The sequence below is a fragment of the Bradyrhizobium sp. 76 genome (genome assembly GCF_023073025.1).
GTDB lineage: Bacteria > Pseudomonadota > Alphaproteobacteria > Rhizobiales > Xanthobacteraceae > Bradyrhizobium.
In genome coordinates, this window is record NZ_JADPIS010000103.1 from 523,122 (window position 1) to 549,367 (window position 26,246).

General features: G+C 63.6%; 29 protein-coding genes. 11 read left to right on the forward strand and 18 right to left on the reverse strand.

The features are described from left to right. Window positions 1-67: 67 nt before the first annotated feature. A complete protein-coding gene (locus IVB48_RS28790) occupies window positions 68-1,402 on the forward strand; it encodes a tetratricopeptide repeat protein (protein WP_247405197.1) in 1,335 nt (444 codons plus the stop codon). Window positions 1,403-1,443: 41 nt separating this feature from the next. Then, the gene (locus IVB48_RS28795) at window positions 1,444-2,100 is read left to right on the forward strand and encodes a hypothetical protein (RefSeq protein ID WP_247405199.1); all 657 of its coding nucleotides are present in this window, start codon (window positions 1,444-1,446) and stop codon (window positions 2,098-2,100) included. A gap of 17 nt (window positions 2,101-2,117) precedes the next feature. Here the strand turns inward: IVB48_RS28795 and IVB48_RS28800 are convergent, their stop codons facing one another. Further along, window positions 2,118-3,815 carry a diguanylate cyclase gene (locus IVB48_RS28800; protein WP_247405201.1) on the reverse strand — a complete coding sequence of 566 codons (1,698 nt, stop codon included), beginning with the start codon at window positions 3,813-3,815 and terminating at the stop codon, window positions 2,118-2,120. 108 nt (window positions 3,816-3,923) lie between these two features. Here IVB48_RS28800 and IVB48_RS28805 point away from each other — a divergent pair, with 108 nt between their 5' ends. Then, window positions 3,924-4,613 (forward strand): YggS family pyridoxal phosphate-dependent enzyme, encoded by a 690-nt coding sequence (locus IVB48_RS28805; protein WP_247405203.1) that lies wholly within the window; start codon window positions 3,924-3,926, stop codon window positions 4,611-4,613. Between the two features lie 134 nt (window positions 4,614-4,747). Here the strand turns inward: IVB48_RS28805 and IVB48_RS28810 are convergent, their stop codons facing one another. Together IVB48_RS28810 and IVB48_RS28815 are read right to left on the reverse strand one after the other, a co-directional pair. Continuing rightward, a complete protein-coding gene (locus IVB48_RS28810; protein WP_247405205.1) occupies window positions 4,748-5,521 on the reverse strand; it encodes a fumarylacetoacetate hydrolase family protein in 774 nt (257 codons plus the stop codon). Window positions 5,522-5,527: 6 nt separating this feature from the next. Further along, entirely contained in the window at window positions 5,528-6,064 is a 537-nt protein-coding gene (locus IVB48_RS28815) for a L,D-transpeptidase family protein (protein ID WP_245286341.1), read from the reverse strand. Between the two features lie 235 nt (window positions 6,065-6,299). Between IVB48_RS28815 and IVB48_RS28820 the strand changes: the two genes are divergently transcribed. Together IVB48_RS28820 and IVB48_RS28825 are read left to right on the forward strand one after the other, a co-directional pair. Then, window positions 6,300-6,986: a response regulator transcription factor gene (locus tag IVB48_RS28820; RefSeq protein ID WP_007598630.1), complete on the forward strand. Its 687-nt coding sequence runs from the start codon at window positions 6,300-6,302 to the stop codon at window positions 6,984-6,986. 58 nt (window positions 6,987-7,044) lie between these two features. Beyond that, window positions 7,045-7,488 (forward strand): cyclic nucleotide-binding domain-containing protein, encoded by a 444-nt coding sequence (locus tag IVB48_RS28825; RefSeq protein ID WP_007598631.1) that lies wholly within the window; start codon window positions 7,045-7,047, stop codon window positions 7,486-7,488. A gap of 123 nt (window positions 7,489-7,611) precedes the next feature. Here the strand turns inward: IVB48_RS28825 and xth are convergent, their stop codons facing one another. The 12 genes from xth to IVB48_RS28885 all read right to left on the reverse strand — a co-directional run bounded on the left by xth (window position 7,612) and on the right by IVB48_RS28885 (window position 19,522). Continuing rightward, window positions 7,612-8,427, reverse strand: a complete 816-nt coding sequence (gene xth, locus IVB48_RS28830; protein WP_247405208.1) for an exodeoxyribonuclease III — start codon at window positions 8,425-8,427, stop codon at window positions 7,612-7,614. A 184-nt stretch (window positions 8,428-8,611) separates the two neighbouring features. Then, complete coding sequence (locus tag IVB48_RS28835) at window positions 8,612-9,367, reverse strand: outer membrane lipoprotein carrier protein LolA (protein ID WP_247405210.1); 756 nt, start codon at window positions 9,365-9,367, stop codon at window positions 8,612-8,614. Window positions 9,368-9,519: 152 nt separating this feature from the next. Continuing rightward, the gene (locus IVB48_RS28840) at window positions 9,520-11,997 is read right to left on the reverse strand and encodes a DNA translocase FtsK (RefSeq protein ID WP_247285022.1); all 2,478 of its coding nucleotides are present in this window, start codon (window positions 11,995-11,997) and stop codon (window positions 9,520-9,522) included. A 9-nt stretch (window positions 11,998-12,006) separates the two neighbouring features. Beyond that, window positions 12,007-13,221 carry an aminotransferase class I/II-fold pyridoxal phosphate-dependent enzyme gene (locus tag IVB48_RS28845; RefSeq protein WP_247405213.1) on the reverse strand — a complete coding sequence of 405 codons (1,215 nt, stop codon included), beginning with the start codon at window positions 13,219-13,221 and terminating at the stop codon, window positions 12,007-12,009. Between the two features lie 310 nt (window positions 13,222-13,531). After that, window positions 13,532-13,936, reverse strand: a complete 405-nt coding sequence (locus IVB48_RS28850; protein WP_247357348.1) for a GFA family protein — start codon at window positions 13,934-13,936, stop codon at window positions 13,532-13,534. Window positions 13,937-14,141: 205 nt separating this feature from the next. Beyond that, window positions 14,142-15,590 (reverse strand): ammonium transporter, encoded by a 1,449-nt coding sequence (locus tag IVB48_RS28855; protein ID WP_247357347.1) that lies wholly within the window; start codon window positions 15,588-15,590, stop codon window positions 14,142-14,144. A 38-nt stretch (window positions 15,591-15,628) separates the two neighbouring features. Beyond that, window positions 15,629-15,967: a P-II family nitrogen regulator gene (locus tag IVB48_RS28860; RefSeq protein ID WP_007598642.1), complete on the reverse strand. Its 339-nt coding sequence runs from the start codon at window positions 15,965-15,967 to the stop codon at window positions 15,629-15,631. Between the two features lie 435 nt (window positions 15,968-16,402). After that, window positions 16,403-17,005, reverse strand: coding sequence for an ATP-dependent Clp protease proteolytic subunit (locus IVB48_RS28865; protein WP_247405217.1), 603 nt, complete (start codon window positions 17,003-17,005; stop codon window positions 16,403-16,405). 42 nt (window positions 17,006-17,047) lie between these two features. Beyond that, on the reverse strand, window positions 17,048-17,404 hold the full coding sequence (locus IVB48_RS28870; RefSeq protein WP_247405221.1) for a hypothetical protein: 357 nt from the start codon (window positions 17,402-17,404) through the stop codon (window positions 17,048-17,050). Then, on the reverse strand, window positions 17,401-17,715 hold the full coding sequence (locus IVB48_RS28875; protein WP_247405224.1) for a metalloregulator ArsR/SmtB family transcription factor: 315 nt from the start codon (window positions 17,713-17,715) through the stop codon (window positions 17,401-17,403). Before IVB48_RS28875 ends, IVB48_RS28870 begins: the two co-directional genes overlap by 4 nt. Before the next feature lie 41 nt (window positions 17,716-17,756). Then, window positions 17,757-19,058, reverse strand: a complete 1,302-nt coding sequence (locus IVB48_RS28880; RefSeq protein WP_027566271.1) for an ammonium transporter — start codon at window positions 19,056-19,058, stop codon at window positions 17,757-17,759. A 125-nt stretch (window positions 19,059-19,183) separates the two neighbouring features. Further along, entirely contained in the window at window positions 19,184-19,522 is a 339-nt protein-coding gene (locus tag IVB48_RS28885) for a P-II family nitrogen regulator (protein WP_007598647.1), read from the reverse strand. Between the two features lie 238 nt (window positions 19,523-19,760). Between IVB48_RS28885 and IVB48_RS28890 the strand changes: the two genes are divergently transcribed. Beyond that, complete coding sequence (locus tag IVB48_RS28890; protein ID WP_247405228.1) at window positions 19,761-20,651, forward strand: DUF4339 domain-containing protein; 891 nt, start codon at window positions 19,761-19,763, stop codon at window positions 20,649-20,651. A 40-nt stretch (window positions 20,652-20,691) separates the two neighbouring features. On the opposite strand, the gene tesB is transcribed toward IVB48_RS28890, so the two are convergent. Then, window positions 20,692-21,555, reverse strand: coding sequence for an acyl-CoA thioesterase II (gene tesB / locus IVB48_RS28895; RefSeq protein WP_018459668.1), 864 nt, complete (start codon window positions 21,553-21,555; stop codon window positions 20,692-20,694). A gap of 149 nt (window positions 21,556-21,704) precedes the next feature. Here tesB and IVB48_RS28900 point away from each other — a divergent pair, with 149 nt between their 5' ends. Next, the gene (locus IVB48_RS28900) at window positions 21,705-22,925 is read left to right on the forward strand and encodes a ubiquinone biosynthesis hydroxylase (protein ID WP_027566274.1); all 1,221 of its coding nucleotides are present in this window, start codon (window positions 21,705-21,707) and stop codon (window positions 22,923-22,925) included. A 69-nt stretch (window positions 22,926-22,994) separates the two neighbouring features. Here the strand turns inward: IVB48_RS28900 and IVB48_RS28905 are convergent, their stop codons facing one another. Together IVB48_RS28905 and IVB48_RS28910 are read right to left on the reverse strand one after the other, a co-directional pair. Then, a complete protein-coding gene (locus IVB48_RS28905; protein WP_027514851.1) occupies window positions 22,995-23,192 on the reverse strand; it encodes a Trm112 family protein in 198 nt (65 codons plus the stop codon). A 61-nt stretch (window positions 23,193-23,253) separates the two neighbouring features. Further along, window positions 23,254-23,784, reverse strand: coding sequence for a TetR/AcrR family transcriptional regulator (locus tag IVB48_RS28910; RefSeq protein WP_247405231.1), 531 nt, complete (start codon window positions 23,782-23,784; stop codon window positions 23,254-23,256). A gap of 107 nt (window positions 23,785-23,891) precedes the next feature. Between IVB48_RS28910 and IVB48_RS28915 the strand changes: the two genes are divergently transcribed. From IVB48_RS28915 to IVB48_RS28930, 4 genes are read left to right on the forward strand one after another with little or no spacing between them, the layout of a single operon-like run. Continuing rightward, window positions 23,892-24,242 (forward strand): hypothetical protein, encoded by a 351-nt coding sequence (locus tag IVB48_RS28915; protein ID WP_247405234.1) that lies wholly within the window; start codon window positions 23,892-23,894, stop codon window positions 24,240-24,242. A gap of 41 nt (window positions 24,243-24,283) precedes the next feature. Then, window positions 24,284-24,988, forward strand: coding sequence for an enoyl-CoA hydratase-related protein (locus tag IVB48_RS28920; protein WP_247405237.1), 705 nt, complete (start codon window positions 24,284-24,286; stop codon window positions 24,986-24,988). Continuing rightward, complete coding sequence (locus tag IVB48_RS28925; protein ID WP_247405239.1) at window positions 24,985-25,431, forward strand: PaaI family thioesterase; 447 nt, start codon at window positions 24,985-24,987, stop codon at window positions 25,429-25,431. The genes IVB48_RS28920 and IVB48_RS28925 overlap by 4 nt, the downstream gene beginning before the upstream one ends. A 3-nt stretch (window positions 25,432-25,434) precedes the next feature. Next, on the forward strand, window positions 25,435-26,232 hold the full coding sequence (locus IVB48_RS28930; RefSeq protein ID WP_247405243.1) for an NAD(P)H-binding protein: 798 nt from the start codon (window positions 25,435-25,437) through the stop codon (window positions 26,230-26,232). The last annotated feature ends 14 nt before the right edge of the window (window positions 26,233-26,246 follow it).

The window sequence follows — 26,246 nt, forward strand, 5'->3', positions numbered from 1 at the left end:
GGCGATCCTTAGCTGCAGTTCAGGCGGAGTATTCGCGTGGGACGGGCATCGACCAGGGAGCCCGGAAGTGCTGATTTGCGCGGTGCGTCAAAATCTCAGGCGGTGGGCTTGGCTAGCCGTTCTGCTGGCGAGTCGAGTCTGCGCGGCCGCCGACGACGTCGAGACCTGCAAGAAGGTCGACCCGCTCGCCTCGCCTGATGCGTGCACTGCCGCGATCAAGTCGGGGAGCATTCAGGGCCACGATCTGGCTGTCCTTTACCTGAACCGTGGCTTTCTCGCCAGCCGAGCAAATGATTTCGACAAGGCAATCCAGGACTACGGCGAGGCAATCAAGGTTGACCCGCAATATGTGAATGCTTTCAGCAATCGCTGTGCCGTCTACGTCAGAAAGCGCGAATTCAATCGCGCGATCGAAGATTGCGATAACGCCATCAACCTGAACGCAAACTACACAAGCGCTTTCGTGAGCAGGGGCAACGCCTACCGCCTGAAAAATCTGCATAGTCAGGCAATCATAGACTACGAGCGCGCCATCGCGCTCGACAAGAATTCAATAGCTGCGCTCTTCGGTGTCGCTCTCTCTTATTCGTCCGTAGAAGACTACGGGCATGCAATCGAAGCCTACGGGCAGGTCCTCAAACTCGACAGTAAGAGCGCTCAGGCACTTAACAATCGGGGCTTGATCTACCTGAGAATGCATGACCTAGATCGTGCGATCCAGGACTTCAGCGCGGCGATCGACCTCGATCCCACGTTCGTCTACGCCCTGAATAACCGGTGTTCGGCCTACAACAGCTTGAAAGACGCGGACAAGGCGCTGCGGGATTGCGACCGCGCGATTGAGCTCGCTCCAACCTATGCAAATCCCTACATTGGACGAGGTCGAGCCCATCGTTTGAAGAAGCAAACCGACTTGGCGCTCAATGATTATAGTCAAGCGATCGCGCTCGACCCTAAATCCGCGGGCGCATTTTTCGGGCGCGCGTACGTTCACGACCAGAGAGAGGAATACAAGCAAGCTGCGGACGACTACGCCAAAGCCTCACAATTGAACCCGAACGACCCCGAGACATGGAACAATCTGTGCTGGGCTCTTGGCGTCATAGATCAGCTGAAATCGGCACTCTATGCCTGTGACAGGTCGCTTTCATTGCGGCCGAACAACGCCGTCACGTCGAATAGCCGCGGTCTTGTAAATCTCAAGTCGGGAAATCTGGCCCAGGCCATCGAGGACTACGATCGGGCGCTCAATATGAGCCCGAAGGATGAGAACTCTCTCTATGGCCGCGGTATTAGCAAGCTGAAGCTTGGCGATCGTGCCGGCGGCCGTGAAGATATTGATGCCGCAAAGGCGATCAGTAGCACCGTCGCCGACGATTTCAAGAAACTGGGCATTCAATAAGATTGCGAAACAAGTCGCTCCAAATACTGGAGGATTGGCGAATGAACGAGTTGCTCAGCCGGGACGTCGTCCTGCTCTTCGCATTGTGCATCACCTACATCTTCTGGGCGGTCGTACCGCTGCTTCCAGCGGTTATGATCTACCGGCTGTTTCCCAACTCGCCGGTTGATACGCAATGGAAGATACTGGGAGTCGCAGTGAAAGCGGGCGGAGCGGCCGGTTTCTACTTCGCCATTCTGGCGCTCGGCTTCTTCAAGTTCCTCGAGCCGACGATCGAGTATGTGCGAGGTCTTCAGCGTCCTTATTGGACGGTCGAAGCCTTGGTTCAATTCGTTGCATCGGATGACAGCGTAAGCAGGCCATACACCACCAACTCTGCCGAGCAGATCCGAATTCAGCCCTATGCATATGACTTCAAGCAGACGGACGAGCAGACTTATCTGATTACGATGAGGTTCTCCGAGCTCAACAGCGATACCGATTCGATCAGGCTCATTTTTCCCGAGGGAATCGGCTTTATCCCTCTCAAGCAGATGATGAGTAGCGACAATACAAACAATTTCCTCAAGCGCGTCAGCCTGACGAAGGGTCCTCCAACGAAGATTCATCCTCCGGTCAAGGGCGGACAAAATGCGCCGTCGATCTCCGACCTCTCGCAAAAGCTGGAGCGCAGTCTCGAAACGATATCTTCGCGATAGCCTTGCGGTCGTGCCGCTCAACCCGCCATCATCATTTCCGCCGCGCCGTTGTCGATCACCGTGATGCCGTGCTCGACGACGTTGTTGCGGCCGCGGTGCTTGGCGGCGTAGAGCGCGGCGTCGGCGGCTTCGATCAAATCGCCCGGACGCAAGCTCTCGTTGGGCTTTGTCGCGGCAACGCCGATCGAGACGGTGACGATCATGTGGTCGGAGGTGATGTGCGGCAGGCACAGCTTCAGCACGGCCGCGCGCGCCTGTTCGCCGATTTCGACGGCGCGCGCCACGTCGGTGTTCGGCAGCAACAGGCAGAATTCCTCGCCGCCGTAGCGGGCCGCGAAGCCCATCGTGTCGGCGGCGATGCCGGACAGCGACTCGCCGAGTCTGGTCAGGCAGGAATCGCCTTCGAGATGGCCATAGGTGTCGTTGAACAGCTTGAAATGGTCGACGTCGATCATCAGAAGCGCGAGGTCGCTGCCATATTGCTGCGCGCGCATCCATTCGAAGTCGAGCCGGCTCTGGAAGCCGCGGCGGTTGGCGAGCCCCGACAACATGTCGATCGAGGCCATCACCGTGAGCCGGTCATTGCTCGCCATCAGCTCGCGTTCGCGCTGACTGAGCTGCGCGGCCATCGCGTTGAACGCGCGGGCCAGCGGCACGAATTCGGACGGCAGGCGATTGCGCGCGGCACGCGCCGACAGATCGCCCTCGCCCAGACGCTTGGCCATGTCGGCGAGCATCCTGATCGGCTTGATCACCAGTTTCTCGGCTGCGATCAGTGCCCCGAGCAGCACGAACAGCACGACGAAAGCGAGCTGAAGATAGGCGGTGCGGATGTCGCGGCTCACGGCGGCGGACACCTTGTCCTCGTCGATGCTCGCGATCAGGCGGGCATTGGTCCCGGCGATGCGGATAAAGCTGACCGCGCGGCGGGAGCCGTCGGCTGCGAGGAAAGAGAGTGAGCCTTCGTCCTGGTCAGACCTCAGCGCCTTGTCGGCGATCGCGGACATCAGCGGCATGTTGTCGAGCGGACGTCCGATCGCGCTGTGCTGGTCGGCCGGTGCGGCCAGCACGGTACCCGCGCTGTCGACCAGCACGGCCGTGATGCCGGCGCGGCCACCCAGATTGCTCATGACCTTCGACATCCAGTCGAGGTTGACGGTGGCGAGCACGACGGCATCCGCTACGCCGCTGAAGGCGGACACCGGGTAAACCGCCATGACCGTCGGTGTCGGCACGGGGCGCGACAGGATGAAGTCGCTCAGCACGAAGCGGCCGGTCTCCTGCGCCTGCTGGAAGTAAGGCCGGTCGCTGAGGTCGAGGCCGACATACATGTTGTTGGTGGCGCACTGGATGCGTCCGTCCTGGCCGGCGATCAGAAGCGTGCGGATCCAGGGAAGGTTCGACGGCAGGCTCGCGCGGAGCACGTCGCAGCTCTTGCTGATGCCGCCCGCGGAGGCGCGGATGAAGGCTTCCGACTTCAGGATGGTCTCGACCGACGAGATCACCTCGCGCTGCGCGTCGGCGCTGTGTCTTGCAACGGTGGTGAATTCGGCCGTGGCCTGCGCGATCTGCCGCGTGCGCGTGTCTTCGAGCGAACGGATGCGCTCGAACATCAAAGGCGTCACCAGAATCACCGCGAGCAGCGCAAGCCGCGCCCGGATTCCGAGAACCTGCTTGAGTTTCGCTCGTTTGCGGTTGAAACTGACGTTTGCCATCTGCGCTGCCCACCCCGCGGCTAAGGTAAAGCAAAGGGTTCAAAAACTCTTTCTTGAACTCGGTAAAATTGGAACTAGCTCCGCAACAACCAGCTCCGATGCGACATCATGACTGAAGCCAACGCCGCGCCGCTAACCGGCCATTCACCAAACGCGCTCGCCGCGGTCGAAGTCGAAATCGCACGCGCCTGCAGGGATGCTCGGCGCGAACGTGCCTCCGTGACGCTGATCGCGGTGTCGAAAACTTTCGCTGCGGATGCAATTAGCCCGGTCATCGACGCCGGACAGCGCGTATTCGGCGAGAATCGCGTGCAGGAGGCCAAGGGCAAGTGGCCTGCGTTAACTTCTGTTTACTCCGGTATCGCACTGCATCTGATCGGGCCGCTGCAATCCAACAAGGCGAAAGAGGCGGTCGCGCTGTTCGATGCCATCCATTCGGTCGACCGCCCGAGCATTTGCCAGGCGTTAGCCAAGGAAATCGAATCCCAGAACAAGCACCCGGAATTGTTCGTCCAGATCAATATCGGTGAGGAGCCGCAGAAGGCGGGCATCGCCCCCGGCGAGGCCGATGCTTTCATCGCGAGCTGCCGCGACACCTATGGACTGACGATCTCGGGATTGATGTGCATCCCGCCGGTGGACGAGCCGCCGGCCGCGCATTTCGCGCTGACCGCCAAAATCGCCGCGCGCAATGGATTGAAGAAGCTCTCTATGGGCATGAGCGCGGATTATGCGACTGCGATCATGCTCGGCGCCACCCATGTGCGGGTGGGAAGTGCGATCTTCGGGCACCGGTGAGAGTCGTCATTGATGGCAGGGGCCCCCTAGGAACTCTCGTCATTGCGAGCGTAGCGAAGCAATCCAGAATCTTTCCGTAGAGGGACTCTGGATTGCTTCGCTGCGCTCGCAATGACGGCGGTGTATGGGGCGGCTCAAGAGAAACTCACCGAAACCGTCCCCAGCAAGCCGAAATCCGCCGTGAACTGATCACCCGCCTGGATCGGCAGCGGCGGATGGCACGTGCCCGTGGTCACCACCTCTCCTGCCCGCAAGGTGATGCCGAGGCCACGCAGCTCGTTGGCCAGCCAGACCAGGGCAATGCGGGGATCGCCGAGCACGTTCTTGCCGTGGCCGAGATAACGCTGGCCGCGCAACGTGATCTGCGGCCGCTCCTCGACGAGATCCATGGCGCGCCAGTTCGCATTCGTCGCTGCGCCCAGCACGAACAGATGCGCACAGGCGTTGTCGGCGATCAGCTGCGCCTCGCCGGCGCCGGCGAAATTGGCAAAGCGCGAATCGGGAATCTCGATCGCAGGATGCAAGCTGTCTACGGCGGCGAGCACCTCGTCGACAGTATACGGCGCCGCGCGCGGCGGCAGATCGCGTCCCATGCGGAAAGCGAACTCGGGTTCGCCGACGCGCATCGCGTTGCCCTTCATCGAGGCGGTGCCGCCATCGGCGATCACGGTGTCGCTCATGATCCGGCCGGCCAGCGGTCCCGCGACATTGATGTGCTTCTGTCCGGACTCGCTCGTCGCCGCGATCTTCCAACCGAACAAGGGCCCGCCGAGCGCTGCCTGCACGGCATAACCCTCGGCGCGGCTCTGTGGCCGCAACCGTGGCTCCAGCGCGTCAAGCTTGGTGCCGTCGCGCCAATGTTTGATCAGGACCTGCGAAGCGGCGGCGATCTGATCCCTGTCGAGCATGTGTCCTCACCCAATGATGATTTTTGTTTTTGGTCCCAGCCGCCGCAGCAATTGTCGCATCGCCGCTTTGGTCATCGAGACGCAGCCTGCGGTCGGGCCGAAATTGTCGCGAGCCAGATGCAAGAACACCGCGCTGCCACGGCCGGCGATCCGCGGCCTCGTGTTGTGGTCGATTTCGATGATGAAGTCATAGAGATGGTCGGCCCGCTTGAGCCGGTCACCGCCCTGCCCCTCGCCGAGCCGGATCCCCTGATTGTAATGACGGTCTTTGGGATCCTCGCACCAGGCGTCCTCGCCGGTGATGATCCGGGCCGGCAGGAAGGTCTGCGGGCGGCTGTGCCGGTCGCCCCGCCACCACAATCGCCTGGGACGGAAGCTGCCCCTCGGGGTGCCGCCATCGCCCTCGCGCTTGTTCGCCAGAATGCCGCCGCGTCCGAGCGCCACCGGAATCGTCAGCGCTCCCGCGGTCAGCCAGCCCCGGCGCGGATTCCCGGCGGCAGCCTTAACGCGGATCGCCGAGAGCGGCCCGGCGCTTCGGTTCATGGTGTAACTAGCTGAAGCAGCTTTAGTTTTCATGTGAACGTGCGATGTCGAATTCATTACAGGACATTCATCAAAACGGCCTGCTATTCTGGGTTAGAGTGGTTCTGGCTTGTGAATCGGTAACAGCCCACTACTTCAAGACGAACAATAATAATAACGGCGACCCCTAAACTTCCCTCTCGGCTGGGTGCAGCATGGATGCGCGCCGCGCCGGACCCCAAAAGGATGACCCCCTATGGCCAATGCCCGCAAGATCCTGATCGTGGATGACGATACCGATCTGCGCGATACGTTGGTGGAGCAATTGTCGCTGCACGAAGAATTTGAAGCCTCCGCGGTCGATACCGGCGCCAAGGGCGCGAGCGCCGCGAAGGCCAATGCCCCCGATCTCGTCCTGATGGATGTTGGCCTGCCCGACACGGATGGCCGCGAAGTGGTCCGTTCATTGCGCAAGGGCGGGTTCAAGGCTCCGATCATCATGCTCACCGGGCATGACACCGATTCCGACACGATTTTGGGGCTGGAATCCGGCGCTAACGATTATGTCGCAAAACCCTTCCGCTTCGCCGTGCTGCTGGCGCGCATCCGCGCCCAACTCCGGCAGCACGAAGCCAGCGAGGACGCGGTGTTCTCGGTCGGCCCCTACTCTTTCCGGCCCGGCTCCAAGATGCTGACCGCCGCCAACGCGCGCAAGGTCCGGCTGACGGAGAAGGAAACCGCGATCCTCCGCTTCCTCTACCGGGCCGGCCAGATGCCGGTCTCGCGCGAGACCCTGCTCCAGGAGGTCTGGGGCTACAATTCCGGCGTCACCACCCACACGCTGGAAACCCACATCTACCGGCTTCGCCAGAAGATCGAGAAGGACGCTGCCAACCCGGAAATCCTGGTCACGGAAGCCGGTGGCTACAAGCTGGTGCCGTGATACGCTTCTGGGGCGTGCGAATCGTTTGAGATTGCATGCCCTTGAGCCCCGGACCTGAATGTCAATCGACGACGATGTAGCGCTTCTCGAGCGTGTCCCGACACTGCGCCTGTTGGGAGACGCTTCCTTGCGCATGCTGGCGATCGGCTCCGAGCAGCGTGACTTTGTCCGCGGCGACGTCTTGTTCAATCTCGGCGACGATGCCGATGCCGGCTTCGTGGTCCAGCGCGGCGCCTTCCGGGTCGACGACGGCGCCGGCGCGGAGATGATCGCGAGTCCCGGTGCGCTGATCGGCGAGCTCGCGCTGATCGTGCCGATGAAGCGGCCGTCGAGCGCGATCGCGATCGAGCACGCCTCTGTCATCCGCGTCGCGCGCAGCCTGTTTCAGCGCGTGCTCGAAAGCGACCCCGCCGCCGCCGTTCGTCTGCGCGATGAATTCGCTGTGCGCTCCAGCCAGATCGCCAGCGATATATTGATGGCGGGTGCGAAGCTGACGAGTTGACGTCGTCCTGGCGAAAGCCAGGACCCATTATCCCAAATGCTTCCGGCCTGGTGCGATTACCGGCGTCCTCGCTCAACAACGAAGACTGGTGGTAATGGGCCCTGGCCTTCGCCAGGGCGACGATCATAGATCCAGCGTCACCGTAACCGGCACATGGTCCGACGGCCGCTCCCAGCTGCGCGCCTCGCGCAGAATCTTGAAATCACTGACCGCATCTTTCAGCGCGCGCGAGACCCAGATGTGGTCGAGCCTGCGGCCGCGGTCGCCGACGGTCCAATCGGCGGAGCGGTAGCTCCACCAAGTGTAGACCTTTTCCGACATCGGAATGCGCTCGCGCGCGACGTCGACCCACTCGCCGGCGGCGAGCGCGGCTTGCAGCTTCTCGGTTTCGATGGGCGTGTGCGACACCACCTTCAGAAGCTGCTTGTGCGACCAGACGTCGTTCTCATGCGGGGCGACGTTGAGATCGCCGACCAGGATGTGGCGGTCCTCGCCGCGCGGATGCAGCGGCTCGCACGCCTTCATCTCGTCGAGGAAGCGGAGCTTGTGATCGAATTTCTCGTTCAGCGCGGGATCGGGAATGTCGCCGCCGGCCGGCACGTAGAAATTATGCACCACCAGCGGGTTTGCGATCCCAGCCTTCTCGCCCAACGACACTGAGATGTGGCGTGAATCCACCTTGTCGCAGAAGGTGCGGATGTCCTTCGACTCGAACGGGATCTTCGAGACGATGGCGACGCCGTGATAACCCTTCTGTCCATTCAGCGCGACATGCTCGTAGCCGAGCCGCTTGAAGCGCTTCAGGGGAAAGGCGTCGTCGATGCACTTGGTCTCCTGGAGACACAGCACGTCCGGCCGCGCGCCCTTGAGAAATTTTGCGACCAGATCGATGCGCAGCCGCACCGAATTGATGTTCCAGGTTGTCAGGGAAAAACGCATGAGGGATGCGTCTTAGCATGGATTGGGCGTACGCAAATGCGTGTCCACAGGTCTCGTAAGGTGGGCAAAGCGACTTGTCCGCCGTAGCTCGAAGAGCGAAGGCGGAAGCGTGCCCACCATAGCTGGCGTGAGGATGAGAGATGGTGGGCACGGCGCAAGTGCGCTTTTGCCCACCCTACGGCACTCAGCCCGGCGACGGGCCGTAATTGGTAAAATCGATCTTGAACATGCCGGGATCGAGCTTCTTGCTCGTGTCCAGATTGTAGACCGCGATCGTGGTGTCGTAGCCCTGCGGGTCGGTGACGGTCCACTGCTTCAACTGGCCGTCCTTGGCGCCGAACATCAGCAGGAGGCGGCTGGTGCCGACCAGCGCCTGCTTCTCCTCGATGGTGACGCTGACGAAGACGTCGTCGGCCGAGACGTTGACGACGTTGGTGTCCTTCATCAGGTCGATGCGGTCGGACAGCAGGAAACGCAGCGGTGTCTGCGACAGCGGATAGACGTCCTGCGTCGCGAGCTTACGGTCGCGCACCACCAGCGACGAACCGTCGGCGACGATGTCGATCGGGCTCGGCGCGTCATATTCGAAGCGCACCTTGCCCGGCTTCTGGATGTAGAAGTCGCCTTGCGTCTTGCTGCCGTCGGGGCCGACCTGGACGAAATTCCCGACCAGCGTCGACAATGACGACAAATAGGCGCTGACCTTGGCCGCCTGCGCCTTCTGGTTCGCATCGAAGGTCTGGAAGATGCTGCTCGGCACGTTACGGCGTGGATCCGGGATCACCGGATTCGGCGGCGTCTGGGTCGCGCCGGTGATTGCGGGCCCTCCACCGGCCGGACCGCCGTCGCGGCCCTTCGGTGCAGGCTTCGGCACGGGAACAGTCTGCGCGAACGACGCCGTGATCACCATCGCGGCGGTGACGAGAATCACGCCTGCCATGCGCGCGCTCCGCGCGGCGACGATGGCAGCGAATCGAATGTCCGGATGTCTGATCAACGCGTCGTCCTGTGTGGCTGGGCGCCCTTTTAGCGTGATTTCGGCCGAAAGCAGATAACGTTTTTGCGTGAAATGATGGTTTGAGGCGGTTCGCCTCACATATGGCTGTCTTCTTCCTCGACCAGAATCTCGCGCTTGCCGGCGTGGTTGGCGGGTCCGACGATACCCTCCAGTTCCATGCGCTCCATCAGCGATGCGGCGCGGTTATAGCCGATCTGCAGGCGACGCTGGATGTAGCTGGTCGAGGCCTTGCGGTCGCGTTTGACGATCGCAACAGCCTGCGAGAACAAATCGCCGCCGCCATCCGCGCCCATGGCGGACGCGTCGAACACCGCGCCGTCCTCGTCCTCGCTGGGCTCTTCGGCTGTGACGGCTTCGAGATATTCCGGCTGCCCCTGCGTCTTGAGGTGGCGCACCACCTTCTCGACTTCCTCGTCCGACGCGAAAGGTCCGTGCACGCGGCTGATGCGACCGCCGCCGGCCATGTAGAGCATGTCGCCCTGGCCGAGGAGTTGCTCGGCACCCATCTCGCCGAGGATCGTACGGCTGTCGATCTTGGACGTCACCTGGAAGGCGATGCGGGTCGGGAAGTTCGCCTTGATGGTACCGGTGATGACGTCGACCGATGGACGCTGCGTTGCCAGGATCACGTGCAGGCCGGCGGCGCGCGCCATCTGCGCGAGGCGCTGCACCGCGCCTTCGATGTCCTTGCCGGCGACCATCATCAGGTCGGCCATTTCGTCGACGATGATGACGATGTAGGGCAGCGGGTCGAGCGAGAGCTTCTCTTCCTCGTAGATCGCCTTGCCGGTTTCCTTGTCGAAGCCGGTGTGCACCGTCCGCGTCGGCTCTTCGCCCTTGGCCTTCAATTCGAGCAAGCGCGTGTTGTAACCGTCGATGTTGCGCACACCGAGCTTGGCCATGTTCTTGTAGCGCTCTTCCATCTCGCGCACGGCCCATTTCAGCGCGACCACCGCCTTCTTCGGGTCGGTCACGACGGGCGTGAGCAGATGGGGAATGCCGTCATAGACGGAGAGTTCGAGCATCTTCGGATCGACCATGATCAGGCGGCACTGGTCCGGTCGCAGTCGATAGACCAGGCTGAGGATCATGGTGTTGATGGCGACCGACTTGCCGGAGCCGGTGGTACCGGCGATCAGCATGTGCGGTGTGCGTGCGAGGTCGATGATGACGGGATCACCGCCGATGGTCTTGCCGAGGCAGAGCGGCAGTTTCGCAACCGAATCGACGGTCTCCTTGGCGACCAGCAGCTCGCGCAGATAGACCTTTTCGCGATGCGCGTTCGGCAGCTCGATGCCGATGGCATTGCGTCCGGGCACGACGGCGACGCGCGCCGACAGCGCGCTCATTGAACGTGCAATGTCGTCGGAAAGGCCGATCACGCGCGACGACTTGATACCCGGCGCCGGCTCCAGCTCGTACAGCGTGACCACGGGACCCGGATGGGCCTTCACGATCTCGCCGCGAACGCCGAAATCCTGCAGCACGCCTTCGAGCGCGCGCGAATTGGTTTCCAGCTCGGCCTTGCTGAGCGGCTGGCGATCGCCGGCCTTCGGCGCGGCCAGCACCGACACGGACGGAAGCTCGAACTTGTCGGAGGATTTCTTGGAAGCGGCCTTGGGCGCAGCCTTCTTGCGCGGCGCGCGGGCGGCGGGCTCCTCCTCCTCTTCCTCGTCTTCCTCGACCTCTTCGTGCTCGTCGTCGTAGTCCTCGTCCTGGGCCTGCGGCGAGATCGACGGCGCGGCGCGGCCGCCACCGAGCTTCGGCTCCTGGCGGCTGAATGCAACGGCCTTGGTCTTGGGTCCGCTCGAGACCAGCGAGCGGTAAGCAGCGCCAAGCAACCAGATCAGCCGCGCCTTCGTGCTCATCAATGCGTGGAACAGCCAGCCCAGCGATACCGAACCGCGATCGCTCTCATCGTCCTGGTCGAGCGGCTTGTCGTCGTCCTCGATCTCCGCGAGTTCGTCGTCATGCTCGCGTGCGCCAAGGCCGCAGGCGATCAGGAAGGTCGCCGCCATCGCGGCGAACAGGATCGTGCCGAGCACCATACGATAGATCATGCCCGGCGGTCCGAAGATCACCGCAGGCGCGCGAACCAGCGCATCGCCGACAACGCCGCCGAGGCCGGTCGGCAGCGGCCAGGCGCCGCCATGTGGCCAGCAGCTGACGAAGCCCGCCGCGATCACCGTGCAGAGAACCCAGGAGCCGAGCCGCAGCGCCTCGCGGTCGAACGGACGATGGGTCAGCATGCGCCAGCCCCAGACCGCGACCGTCAGGACCAGCATGATCGCGCCGAGCCCGAGAATCTGCATCGCAAGGTCGGCGCCGATCGCGCCGGCATAGCCGAGAATGTTGCGGATCGGCCGCGACGTTGCGTGGCTGAGGCTGGGATCCTGCACCGACCAGGTCATCAGCGCCGCCGAGGCGACACCCGACAATGCGATCAGGCCGAGACCGCTGAGCTCGCGCACGCGCCGCGCCAGCCCCTCGCGGATCGAGGGCGGCAGATGGCCGACCAGGGGAATGACACGTTCGATTGTCGACATGCTCACGGGCCCCGCCTAACCCAGAGTCTCGACCAGGCGGTGCAGCGCCTGCGCCGTGGTCTCGCCATCCTGCACCAGCGCAAGGCGAATGTAGCCTGCGCCGGGATTGAAGCCGTCGGGCTGGAGCCGCGCCAGATAGCTGCCGGGCACCACGCGCACGCCTGCTTCCTTGAAGAGTTTGAGGCACACGGACACGTCGTCGCCGATTTCGGACGTGTTGAGCCAGACGCAGAAGCCGGCATCGGGCCGGCGATAGCCGTAACGACCGCCGATGATCTGGTCGGCGAGATCGAACTTGATCCGGTAGAGCCTGCGGTTCTCCTCGACATGCGCCTCGTCGCCGTAAGCGACGGTCGCGACATGCTGGAGCGGCACCGGCACCTGCGGCGCCGCGATGTTGCGCAGCTCGAGGAACATGCCGATGAGTTTTTTGTCGCCGGCGGCGAAGCCGACGCGCAAGCCCGGCAGGTTGGAGCGCTTCGACAGCGACTGGAACGCAACCACGCGGGTGAAATCAGGGCCGGCGCATTCGAGCGCGCTGCCGGGAGCTTCGCGGGTGTAGATCTCCGAATAGCACTCGTCGCTGAGGATCACGAAGCCGTAGCGGTCGGCGAGCTGCTTCAGGCGCGTGAAATAACCGCGCGAGGCGACCGAGCCCTGCGGGTTGGCGGGCGAAGCCAGATAGAACGCCACCGTGCGCGCGAGCGTCGCCTCGTCGATGGCGTCGAGATCGGGCAGGAAGCCGTTCTCGGCCGTGGTCGGCAGGTAGACCGGCTCGCAAGCGGCGGCGCGGGCGCCGGCGCCATAGACCGGATAGAACGGGTTCGGCATCAGGATCGCGGGCTTGCCGGGACGCGGGCCGACATAGCGCGCGGCCGCGATCGCGGCGAGGAACAGGCCTTCGCGGCTGCCATTGAGGACGAGAATCTCGCTCTCGGGATCGAGGGTGCGCGGCAGCTTGAAGCGCGACGACAGCCAGGCGCCTGCAGCCTTGCGGAACGGGTCGGTGCCCTTGTTCGCGGGGTAACGGCCGAAATCGGCGATGTGCTTGGCCAGCACCGGGCCGACGAAATCGGGCACGGGATGCTGGGGCTCGCCGACGGCAAGCGAAATCAAAGGCTTGCCGGGCTGATGCGGCGCCAGCAGTTCGTTCAGCCGGACGAAGGGAGAGCGTTCGCTATCGGAGCTTCCGCTGTCCTGCGGCGTACGGGATGAAGCGGTCATAGCCATTCTGGACGCCAGCACTCTTGGAACAGCCGGTCGCGACCAAGGCGCCGGCGGGAAGCGGTTCAGTTCACCATAGATAGGGCGAGGTTAAGACGCGATTAACCATCGGTTCGCCGGCTCCGTCCAGAGCAGGAATAATGAGGCCGGATAACAACGGGATGCGCGGGGGGTCTTGCCTCTCCCCCTTGCGGGAGAGGTCGCGCCGGAGGCGCGGGTGAGGGTTCTCTCCAAACAGCGACTGTCCCGATGTTGAGGCGCCCTCTCCCCAGCCCTCCCCCGCATGCGGGGGAGGGAGCGCGCCGTCATCGCGGCTCTAGTGCGCCGGCAGCTTCTCGAATGTCGCCATGCCCGCGGGGATCGCGTGGAAGTCCTGCTTGTCGCAGGTGTAGATCGCCATCTGGGGATGGAACTGTTTGGGATCGTCCAGCGTGCCGACCTTCAGGATCGCGGCTGGCAGTCCGGGAACCTTGGTCACCAGATGGGTGCCGCATTCGCCGCAGAACTCGCGCGTCACGGCGCGCTCGAGGTCCTTGCGGGTGAACTGCTTGGGCTGCCCAGTGATGTAGCTGAAGCCGGCCGCCGGCATCGCGATGAAAGTGTTGGGCGCGCCGCCCGAGATGTACTGGCACTCGCGGCAATGACACTGCGCCTGCATCATCGGGTCGCCCTCGGCGACATAGCGCACTTCGCCGCAATAGCATCCGCCTTCCAAACGCATGACGACCTCCCGGTTGTTGTTTCTTGTGGTCGATATTTCTGCGCCGGCGCTGCGGAATGGCAATCTTTTTCTTCGGCTCCGCCAATCAAAAAGAAAGGGGCTCCAACTTGCCCTGGAGCCCCTCAACGGTCGGGACATTGCCGGGTATGTGCCCCAAACCGTAGTTGTGGCGCGGCCCCCGAAGAGGCCGCGCCCGGGAGGAGAGTTACATGTTGTAGGCGCGCTCGGTGTGCTCGGTGATGTCGAGGCCTTCACGCTCGCTCTCGACATTGGCGCGGAGGCCAACGATCACATCGACGACCTTGTAGAGGATCGCCGAACCGATACCCGACCACACCAGCGTGGTGCCGACGCCCCAGATCTGGGAGACCATCTGCGCCGCGAAGTCGTAATCGGCAACCTTCGGCGGGATCGCGGTGTAGTCGATGATGCCAGCACCACCGAGCGCCGGGTTGACGAGGATGCCGGTGCCGAGGGCGCCGACAATGCCGCCGACGCAGTGCACGCCGAACACATCGAGGGAGTCGTCGTAGCCGAGCGCGTTCTTCACGACGGTGCAGAAGAACAGGCAGACCACGCCGACCACGAGGCCGAGGACGATCGCACCCATCACGCCGGAGAAGCCGGCGGCAGGCGTGACGGCCACGAGGCCCGCGACAGCGCCGGAGATGACGCCGAGCACCGACGGGTGACCCTTGATGATCCACTCCGCGAACATCCACGACAGCGCTGCGGCTGCGGTGGCGACGAAGGAGTTGGTCATGGCAAGCGCCGCGCCGCCGTTGGCTTCGAGGTTGGAGCCGGCGTTGAAGCCGAACCAGCCGACCCAGAGCAGCGAGGCGCCGATCATCGACATCGTCAGCGAGTGCGGAGCCATCAGCTCCTTGCCGTAGCCGACGCGCTTGCCGATCAGCAGGGCGCCGACGAGGCCTGCGATGCCGGCGTTGATGTGCACCACGGTGCCGCCGGCGAAGTCGATCGCGCCCTTCTTGAAGATCCAGCCTGCGTCGGCGTTGATCTCGTCGAGCTTGGCCTGCGCCGCGGTCTTCGCCGCGCCATCAGCCGCAGCAGCCAGAGCCTTGGCAGCGTCCTGGATCATGTCCGGGCCGGGCCAGTACCAGACCATGTGCGCGATCGGGAAGTAGATCAGCGTGACCCAGAGCGGGACGAACAGCGCGAGCGCCGCGAACTTCATGCGCTCGGCGAAGGCGCCGACGATGAGGGCTGGCGTGATCGCCGCGAAGGTCATCTGGAAGCACATATAGATGAGCTCCGAGATGTTGGCGTCGACCGAGAAGGTCGCGGCCTTCGAGTCGGTGGTGACGCCCATCATGAAGGCCTTGGAGAAGCCGCCGATGAAGTCGGAACCGCCGGTGAAGGTGAGGCTGTAGCCGTACACGGCCCAGATCACGGTGACGACGCAGACGGTGTAGAACACCTGCATCAGGACCGAGAGCATGTTCTTGGAGCGGACGAGGCCGCCGTAGAACAGCGCGAGGCCGGGGATCGTCATCAACAGCACGAGCACTGTCGATGTCAGCATCCAGGCGTTGTCTCCCTTGTTGACCGTTGGCTCGGCGTAGGCTGCGGTCGCAGCGAACAGGCCGACTGCGAGAGCCGCCAATCCCGCGCCATAGGGACGCTTAAACGTCATTTCATTTACTCCTGATTGAATTTTGATTGAGCGCGAAATCAAAGGGCCGCAGCATCGGCCTCGCCGGTGCGGATACGAACCGCATGGTCGAGATTGATGACGAAGATCTTGCCGTCGCCGATCTGTCCGGTTTTCGCAGCGGTCGTGATGGCGTCGATGGTCTTGTCGACCTGGTCGGAGGCGACAGCGACCTCGATCTTGATCTTGGGCAGGAAGCTCACGGCATATTCGGCGCCGCGATAGATTTCCGTATGGCCCTTCTGGCGGCCATATCCCTTGACTTCCGTCACCGTGAGACCGTGAACGCCGATGGCGGTCAGGGCGTCACGGACTTCTTCCAGCTTGAATGGCTTAATAATCGCCATAACAATTTTCATGGGTCCTATCCCCGCTTGGGCCCGGTCCGGACGTGGCCGGGCGTTTCTCGACTGGTTCGCCACGAGGGAGAAAGTTCACTACGCGGGCACAGCCAGGACCCATAGAATCAAATGCCGTGCCAGATCGGGCGTGTTGCCTAACGGACTATGAAAACGGGTGTTTTCGCGTTCGACGCGTATTGCGGTGCAGTGCGCTATTACGCCGCGCTCAATACCTGACCATGGCTGATTAAAATAAAGGCACGTCAAGCTGCCGACACATTGGTGCTCATGCGTCGGGCAGCAGAAAGGTATTTCCGTAAGGCGGGCGCCTATTGCAGGGCTTGTCGTGCTGCGAAATATCGGCCCCTTCGCACTTGTGCTCACGGAATACGCGCAACCGGCCATCCAGCTTGGGCGAGGCGAGGCTTGCCGGACGGTCGCCGGCAGAAACCGTCAGGCGGCGCTGCGTTCCGCGAACACCCGGTCGATCAACCCCCAGTCGACCGCCTGCTGCGCGGTCATGAAGTGGTCGCGGTCCAGGGTTCGTTCCACGTCCGGCTCGGGGCGCCCGCAATGCTGGGCATAGAGCCGGATGATGCGCCGCTTGGTTTCCTGCATCTCGGTGGCATGGATCAGGATGTCGGACGCCTGGCCCTGAAAACCGCCGAGCGGCTGATGCACGTGAAGGCTCGCATTGGGCAGGGCGGCGCGGTGACCGGGCTCGCCCGCCATCAGCAGGAACGAGCCCATGGAGCGTGCGGTGCCCATGCACAGCGTATGCACCGGCGCCTTGATGAACTGCATGGTGTCGTACATCGCAAGGCCAGCGGTGACCACGCCGCCATAGGAATTGATGTAGAGATTGATCGGCTTGTTCGGATTCTCCGCCTCCAGGAACAAGAGCTGCGCGCAGACCAGTCCGGACATCGCATCATTGACCTCGCCGTTGAGGAAGATGATGCGCTCGCGCAGCAGGCGCGAATAGATGTCAAAGGATCGTTCGCCGCGGGCGGATTGTTCGACGACCATAGGGACGAGCTGAAGCATGTCGCGCATCGGCGACCTCCGTTTCTGCGGGGTGATGACGTGGTGTCGGTGTTAGGCGGCCGCGCGCATCAGGCAGCGATTGCTGTTGGCGGGCTGCGGCAGCATCATGCGGATCTCGCAGGCTTGCTGGATGATGCGGAAGCGGGTGCCCCCGTCTTCGTTCGGTTCGATCCGGAAGATGACATGGCTTTCGCGAAACGGCGGTTCGGAATCGCGCAGCCGGTAGCGCACCTCTTGACCCGGGATCGATGTCTCCGGCTCGGCGCCCGCAAGATCGCAATCCGGCAGCCAGCGCTCGCGCAAAGCCGGAATGGTCACCGCTCGCCAGACCTTGGCCGGCGGCGCATCGAATTCATATTCGAGCACGAGCGCCGCGTCGGAGGGATCAGGCTTCACGGCGTCACTCATTGATCCATCTCCTTCAAGAGATCGGCGAGGGCATCCATGCGTTTCGGCCAATAGGCGCGGTAGCGCGCAAGCCAGGCCCCGATGGCGACGATTCCTTCGGGATCGACCTCGTAATTCACAAAGCGGCCCTGCCGCTGTTCGCGCACCAGGCCCGCCCCGCGCAGCACCGCAAGATGCTGCGACATCGCCGGTTGGCTGATTTCCAATCCGTCGCGCAAGGCGCTGGCGTTGAGGCTTCCGCCGGCAAGCTTTTCAAAGACCTTGCGGCGGGTCGGGTCGGCCAGCGCCTTGAAGATATCGGCTTCCATCATGGCAACACATAAGCATGGGCTTATGTGTTGCGCAAGCCCAATTACTGCAGCGCCTCGCCGTGCTGCGAGATATCCAGTCCTTCGAGCTCGTGCTCGCGGGAGACGCGCAATGGCACGAACAGGCCGACCAGCTTGAGCAGGACGAAGCTCACGCCGGCCGACCAGGCGAAGGTGACGGCGACCCCATACAGCTGGATCAGAAGCTGCTGCGGATGGCCCTCGAGCAGGCCGGCGGTGCCGCCGATCGCGCTGGTTGCGAAGACGCCGGCCAGCAGGGTCCCGGTCATCCCGCCGATGCCGTGGACGCCGAACACGTCGAGCGAATCGTCATAGTCGAAGCGGTGCTTCAGCCAGGTGCAGGCCCAATAGCAGACGAGGCCTGCGATCACGCCGATGACGATACCGTGCCAGGGCGCCACGAAACCCGAGGCCGGCGTGATGGTGCCGAGGCCGGCGACCGCGCCGGAGATCATGCCGAGCACGGATGGCTTGCGCCGCGTCGACCATTCGATCGCACCCCAGGTCAGCGCGCCGGAGCAGGCTGCGAGATGGGTCGCGATGATCGCCAGCACCGCGCGCGAATTGGCTGCGCCCGCCGAGCCGCCGTTGAAGCCGAACCAGCCGACCCACAACAGGCCGGTGCCCATCACCGCAAGCGACAGATCGAACGGCGAGAGATTTTCGGTGCCGTAGCCATGACGGCGTCCCATCACCTTCGCCGCGACGAGGCCGGCGGTGCCGGCCGACAGATGCACCACGAGGCCGCCGGCGAAATCCAGCACGCCCATGCTGGCGAGGAAGCCGCCGCCCCAGACCCAATGCGCCAGCGGAATATAGACGAAGATGAACCACGCGACGGAGAACAGCAGATAAGCGGAGAACCGCATCCGGTCGGCCACCGCGCCCGCGACCAGCGCCACCGTGATGATCGCAAACGTCATCTGATACAGCATGAACAGCGCTTCCGGGATCGTCTTCGCCGCCGGGTTGACGCTGTCCATGGTCATGCCGGCGAGAAACCAGCGGTCGAGCGTGCCGATCCACGGGCCGTCGCCGACGAAGCACAGCGAATAGCCGAACGCGACCCAGAGAATGGAGATGATCGTCACCGCGGCGAGGCTCTGCGCCATGGTCGCGAGCACGTTCTTCTTGCGCACCATGCCGGAATAGAACAGCGCGAGCCCCGGGATCGTCATCATCAGCACCAGCGCGGTGGCGACGATCATCCAGGCGGTATCGGCAGTGTTGATCTCGGAGCCCGCGGCACGCGCCGGCGAAGCCATGATCGACACAAGTCCGATCGGCGCGGCGATAGCAGCCGCGCGGCGCAACAATCCCGCCATGTCGTTTCCCCCAGCTATTGATTGCGTCGCACGCCGTGGCGCCGTTGCCCGGTGCGATCGAAGAAGAGCGTTTTCGAGCGAAGCGGATACCGGTTCGCGAAAAGAAAACGCGTCAAAGCAAAAATCTAGAGCGCGTCGCTGTCGGTCTCGCCGGTGCGAATGCGGGTCGCGTGGTCGATTGGCGTGACGAAGATCTTGCCGTCGCCGATCTGGCCGGTGCGCGCGGTCGCGGTGATGACGGCGACGGCCTTCTCGGCGATATCGGAGGCAACCGCGATCTCGATCCGCAGCTTCGGCAGGAAATTCACGACATATTCGGCGCCGCGATAAATCTCGGTGTGGCCCTTCTGGCGGCCATAGCCCTTCACTTCAGTCACGGTCATGCCATGGACGCCGATCGCCGTCAGCGCCTGGCGGACTTCATCGAGCTTGAAGGGTTTGATGATCGCGACGACGAGTTTCATGGTCAGGCCTATTCCCCGGGATGCGCCGCGCCGTATGTCCCCGGCGCAGCGTCAATCTGGCATCTTTCCGGGCAAATGGCATAAAAAACTTGCAGATTGAAGCGGAAAATCGTTGGGCGATGTGAACGACCGCCTCTGTACAGGGCAGCCGTTCATCCTCCACAATGCGTTTTTGGAATGGATGCGATGAACCCAAGCGTCGCGGCCGGTACAAAACTATGTTCGAGGGGGACGTTTCATGGCGAGTTGGTTCTACGCATCCGAGGGTAAGCAGCAGGGGCCCTATCCGGAAGGGCAATTTCGCGATCTCGTTGCCCAGGGTGTCGTGCGTCCGGATACGCTGGTGTGGTCCGAGGGCATGGCCGGCTGGCAGAAGGCCGCCGAAATCCCCGGCCTGATCGGCGGCGGCGGTGCGCCCCCGATGATGCCCGCTGGCGGCCCGCCGATGATGGGCTCCGGAAGCTACGGCGGCGGTGGCGGCGGAGGATCGCTGGCGGTCGATTTCGGCATCCTCGAGTTCACGTGGCGCAGCATCGTGATGCTGATCGGCATGTGCTTCATCATCCCGGTGCCGTGGGTGTTCGTCTGGTACACGAAATGGATCGTGTCCTGCGTGAAGGTCCCCGGGCGGACCAATCTCAGCTTCACCGGCAATGCGATGGCGCTGGTGCCCTGGTATTTCGGCTTCATCGTTCTGGCGATCGTGATCGGGTTGATCGGTGTCCCCTTGCTGAGCAATTTGCTGTTCATCGCCCAGATCGCTCTGTACTGGCTCCTGATCAAATGGATGGTCGCGAACCTCGCCTCCAACGGGCAGCCGCTCGGCCTGAGCTTCACCGGCACGGTCTGGGCCTATGTCGGCTGGAGCCTGCTGTTCGCGATCTCCATCATCACCATCATCGGCTGGGCCTGGGTCGCCGCGGCTCAGATGCGCTGGTTCTGCCGCAGCATCGAAGGCACGCGGCGCGAGATCGTCTTCAACGGCAGCGGTCTCGGGATTCTCTGGCGCGGCATCGTGGCCGCATTCCTGTGCGGCTTCATCATCCCGATCCCGTGGGTGTATCGCTGGATCATGAACTGGTTCGCGTCGGAGACCGTCCTGGCTCCGCGGGGATCGCTCCGGGCCTGACCGCGAGAGGCATAAGCGCGATCGATCGTGCTTATGCCTCCTAGGCTCTCCGCTCGCGCACCGAGCCTTCCTGCGCGACGGAAGCCACCAGCGTGCCGTCGGGCTTGAAGATCGAACCACGGGTCAAGCCGCGGCCGCTTCGCGCGCTCGGCGAATCCTGTGCGTAGAGCAGCCATTCGTCGGCGCGGAACGGGCGGTGAAACCACATCGCGTGGTCGAGGCTCGCCGGCATCATGCGCTTGTCGAACAGGGTACGGCCGTAGCGCGCCATGATCGCATCGAGCAGCGAGAAGTCGGACGCGTAGGCCAGCGCGCACATGTGCAGCGCCGGATCGTCCGGCAGCGTCGCTGCGGTCTTGATCCAGACATGGATGCGGCCGTCCTCGATCCTTTCACCGAAATAACGGCCGAGCTCGACCGGGCGCAGCTCGATCGGACGGTCGGACTCATAGTAGCGGCGGATGAATTCCGGCATCTCCTTGAACATCGGCTGCTTCGCGACCTCCTCGGCCGTGAGCTTCTCCGGCGGCGGCACGTCGGGCATCTTGTCCTGGTGATCGAACGCGCTCTCTTCCTCGGCATGGAACGACACCATGATCGAGAAGATCGCGTTGCCGTGCTGGATCGCGGTGACGCGCCGCGTCGAGTAGCTCTTGCCGTCGCGCAGACGCTCGACCTGGTAGATGATCGGAATCTGCGGATCGCCCGGCAGGATGAAATAGCAATGCAGCGAATGCGGCAGCCGGCCCTCGACGGTGCGGCACGCCGCAACCATCGCCTGACCGATCACCTGGCCGCCGAATACCCGTTGCCAGCTGGTCTTCGGACTGTTGCCACGGAACAGGTTCACCTCGAGCTGTTCGAGGTCGAGGATCGAGATGAGGTCGATCAGGCTCTTGGACATGGAATTCAGCTTTCGCCTTGCCGCCCCGGCTTCGCTGCTCCGGAATGACACAATGGGGGCGTTCCGCCCTTGTTTCACCGCACTGTTTCGCCCACCTCAAGTCTGGTAGCAAGACCAAGAAAACGCGAAGACTTAGCCGGGAATTGGGTATGTCGGTACAGGGTAGCATTGTCATTGGTGGCGGCGCGTTTGCGGGCCTGGCGCTAGCCCTGGCGCTGCGCCAGGGGCTCGGCCCCGAGATCCCCGTCATCGTCGCCGACCCGGCGCTCGGGACACGTCCGAGCCGGGACCCGCGCGCGACCGCGATCGTGGCGGCCTGCCGCCGCTTGTTCGAGGCAATCGGCGCCTGGGACGACGTCAGGGGCGAGGCGCAGCCGATCCTCGACATGGTCGTCACCGATTCCAAGCTGGAAGACGCCACCCGCCCGGCGTTCCTCAACTTTGCCGGCGATGTCGCGCCGGGCGAGCCCTTCGCGCATATGGTCGAGAACCGCCGCCTGATCGATGCGCTGGTGGTACGCGCCGAGGCCGAGGGCATCGATCTCCGCGCAACCACCGTGTCGTCTTACGACGCGCGGGCCGAAGGTATCGACGTGACGCTCGGCGACGGCAGCGTGATTGCAGCGAGCCTCCTGGTCGCGGCCGACGGTGCGAAGTCGAAACTGCGCGAGCGCGCCGGCATCGCCACCCATGGCTGGGAATACGATCAATCCGGCATCGTCGTCACCGTCGGCCATGAGCGCGATCACGAGGGCCGCGCCGAAGAGCATTTTCTGCCGGCGGGTCCGTTCGCGATCCTGCCGCTTTCGGGCAAGCGCTCCTCGCTGGTATGGACCGAGCGCCGCAGCGAAGCCGCGCGTATCGTTGCGTTGAGCGATGAGGAATTTCACGGCGAGCTCGAGCAGCGCTTCGGCCTGCATCTCGGCGAGGTGAAGGCGCTCGACAAGCCGCGCGCGTTTCCGCTGTCCTATTTCGTCGCACGCTCCTTCATTGCCCAGCGACTCGCGCTGGTCGGCGATTCCGCCCACGTCATCCATCCCATTGCGGGCCAGGGTCTCAACATGGGGCTGAAGGACGTCGCCGCGCTGGCCGAGGTCGTCGTGGATGCCGCGCGGCTCGGCATGGATCTCGGCGCCGCCGACGTACTCGAACGTTACCAGCGCTGGCGCCGCTTCGACACCATGGCGATGGGCGTTGCCACCAACTCGCTGAACTTTCTGTTCTCCAACCAATCGACGCTGCTGCGCACTGTGCGCGACATCGGCCTCGGCCTGGTCGATCGCGCCCCGCCGCTGAAGAACCTGTTCATCCGCCAGGCCGCGGGTTTGACCGGTGAGATACCGCGGTTGTTGAAGGGCGAGGCGCTGTAGAATTTTCGGTAGCCCGGATTTCGCTGCGCTCCATCCGGGCTACAAGTCTCTCAACGGACCACAAGTCTCTCAATCGATCTTGCGGGCCTCTTCCGGCAGCATGATCGGGATGCCGTCGCGGATCGGATAGGCCAGCCTGGCGCTGCGCGAGATCAGCTCCTGCTTTGCAGAATCGAACTCCAGCGGACCCTTGGTCAGCGGGCAGACCAGAATCTCCAGCAATTTCGGATCGACGCTGGCTTCGGGGCGTTCGGTGGGCGCGTTCATGGGGGTCTCCGGCGGTCGGTTGCCTCTAGCATAAAAAATCGTGGCAGCCCATCGCGTCGCCTCAAGCGGAAACCATCCGCAGGATCTCGTCGAGCAGGCCCTCGAGCCGTGCGGCGGGCAATGGCGGCCCCGACAGGGCGAAGCCGAGAAACGTCCAGTACAGGATTTGGGCGCGGGCTCGCGCCGTCGCCGCCTCGAACCCGCGCTTCTTCAGCAGCTCCTCGATATAGTCAAACCTGCGCCGGTCGATGGCACGCACCGCCGATTGTGCCGCTGCATCGAAGGCCGCCCAGTTCCGCACCGCGCGCTCGAGTTCGAGCCGCGCGCCAAAGGTCCTGCGCAGCAGCGCTTTCAGCGGCTCGTCGCTGTCCGTCTCGACATCGGCGATGATCTGCTCGGCCGCGATCTCGCGCCAGCGCTTCAAGAGAGCAGCATGGAACGCGCCGAGATCAGCGAAATGCCAATAGAAGCTGCCGCGCGAGACCCCCATGGCTTTCGCCAGCGGATCGGCCTTCAGCGCGGTGAAGCCGTCTCGCGCGAGCGCCTTCAGGCCCTGTTTGATCCAGTCGTCGGCGGTCAGCTGTTCGGTCATGTCGGGTTCCGGATGCAAACCATACACTAGTGTATTGACAGCCGGCAGGCCAGCGCCTATCTCACCATACATAACTGTATGCATCAGATTTGCAGGGAGCTTTGACGATGCGTGATCTCTTGCTCCAGTGCGCCGGGGTCGTGACCATTGCCGTGGCCCTCGTTCATGGCATTCTCGGCGAGACCAAGGTCTTTGCCCGCGCTCGCATCGAGCCGGAACGGCTCCGCACCCTGATCCGCCTGGTCTGGCAGGCCTCGACCGTCGCCTGGATCGGCGGCGGTGTGCTCCTGATCGCGGCGCCCTGGATGCAATCGGAGTCGGCGCGCCACTGGATCGTCGTCACCATGGCCGGTGTGTTCGGCTTCTCCGCTTTCGCCAACGCATGGGCCACCCGCGGCCGACATTTTGGATGGATGGCGCTCAGCGCCGTCGTCATCATGGCGGTTGCGGGCTACTGAGCGGCGCGACGACAAGCCACGGACCCCACCGGAGCAGCGTCATGGAAGATCGAGTCCGGCTGACCATCGATAACGGCGTCGCGCATCTCCGACTCAATCGCCCGGACAAGATGAATGCGCTCGACCCAGCGATGTTCGCGGCGATCATCGAGACCGGTACGCAGCTTGGTGCGCGCAACGACATCCGCGCCGTCGTCCTGTCCGGCGAAGGGCGTGCATTCTGCGCGGGCCTCGACCTCGATCGGCTCGTCGCCACCGCGAACGGCGAAGCGCTGATTCCGTCAATCGACCTGACGCGGCGAACGCATGGCATCGCCAATTATGCCCAGCACCTGGTCTGGCTCTGGCGTGAGTTGCCGGTGCCTGTGATCGCAGCGGTTCATGGCGTCGCCTTCGGCGGCGGCACGCAATTGATGCGTCACCTTGCGCGCGACGACGTTGTTCGCGAGCTGACCTATACAGGCCGCGTCTTCTCGGCCGAACAGGCGCTTGCGTATGGCTTTGCGACGCAGCTCGCTGAAGATCCTGTCGAGGCCGCGCTGGCAACGGCGCATGAAATTGCCGGCCGCAGCCCCGATGCGATCCGCGCGGCCAAGCGGCTGCTCAATCCTTCTGCGGCCTCCGACGTGGCGACGGGGCTTGCGGCGGAGACCGCCGAGCAGGCAGCCCTGCTCGGATCTGCCAACCATTTAGAGGCCGTGGCGAGCAATCTCGACAACCGGACTCCACGATGGAGCATGACGTGAGCGAAAGCTTCGGATTTGATCTGCCAACGCTCGGCGCTGTGAACGCATCCGCGGCGTTCAACCGCCTCGCTGGCTTTGAAGTGGTTGCGGCCGGCAACGGCGAAGCGACCATCCGCATGACATGGCGTGACGACTTCAGCCAATATTCCGGACATCTGCACGCCGGCCTGATTGCAGCTCTGCTCGACACCGCCTGCGGCTTTGCTGCCGCGACCTTGGCGGGCTCGGTCACCGCGTCTCATTTTTCCATGAACTGCCTCAAACCGGCCATCGGTCGCCTTTTCATCGCCAAGGGAATGACCCTTTGTGCCGGGCGCAGGCAGGCGTTCGCCCGTGCCGAGCTGTTCGCAGCAGATGAGCATGGCGAACTGTCGCTCGTGGCAACGGGCGAGACCGTCCTCATTCCGACCGGCGAGCCGCCGCGCAAGATTGGCAGGGGCTGACATATGCCGGTCACGCTGGTCACCGGAGGCACGGGTCATCTCGGTCGCGATATCGTCGATCGTCTCGTTCCGGACAGGCGACGCGTCCGGGTGTTTGCGCGAACGCCGGGCGCGCGGCCGGATGTGGAATGGGCGAACGGAGACCTCGCGACAGGCGCGGGACTGCGAGAGGCGTTGCGCGAGGTCGACACGGTCATCAATGCGGCGACCTATTCGCCGATCGCCCGGCGTGGCGGCGTTCGCCCGATAGACTTCTTCAGGTCGCCCTCTGCCGTGGACGTCGAGGGCACCGAGCGGCTGTTGCAGCTCTGCGGGCGGGCCGGGGTGCGGCACTTCCTTCACGTCTCGATCGTCGGCCTCGACGAGGCGACCTTGCCCTACGCCCGGGTCAAGCTGGCCGGCGAGCGGCTGGTGCGTGCGTCGGCCCTGTCATGGTCCGTGGTTCGCGCAATGCCGTTCTACTATTTGCTCGACAAGTTCCTCTCGGGCCTCGCCTGGCTTCCGCTCTGGCCGGTGCCGACCACGACGTTCGATCCCGTCGACACGTCCGATGTGGCCGCTCATGTCGTGACTTGCGCGTTCGACGGGCTGCGCGGCGAGCGCACGGAGATTGGCGGCCCCGAAGCGCTCGATCTCGTTACCTTCGCCCGCCAATATCAGGATGCGAGGAAGCTGCATCGAAGGATCCTGCCGATCGCCCTTTCGGATGCGAAGGCGCGGGGCATGGGTTTTGTCGTCAGCCGCGGCGTGCGAGGACGTCTCTCTTGGTCGGATTGGCTGCGCGCAAATCGTGAGACGTAAGGCCGCAGTGTCGT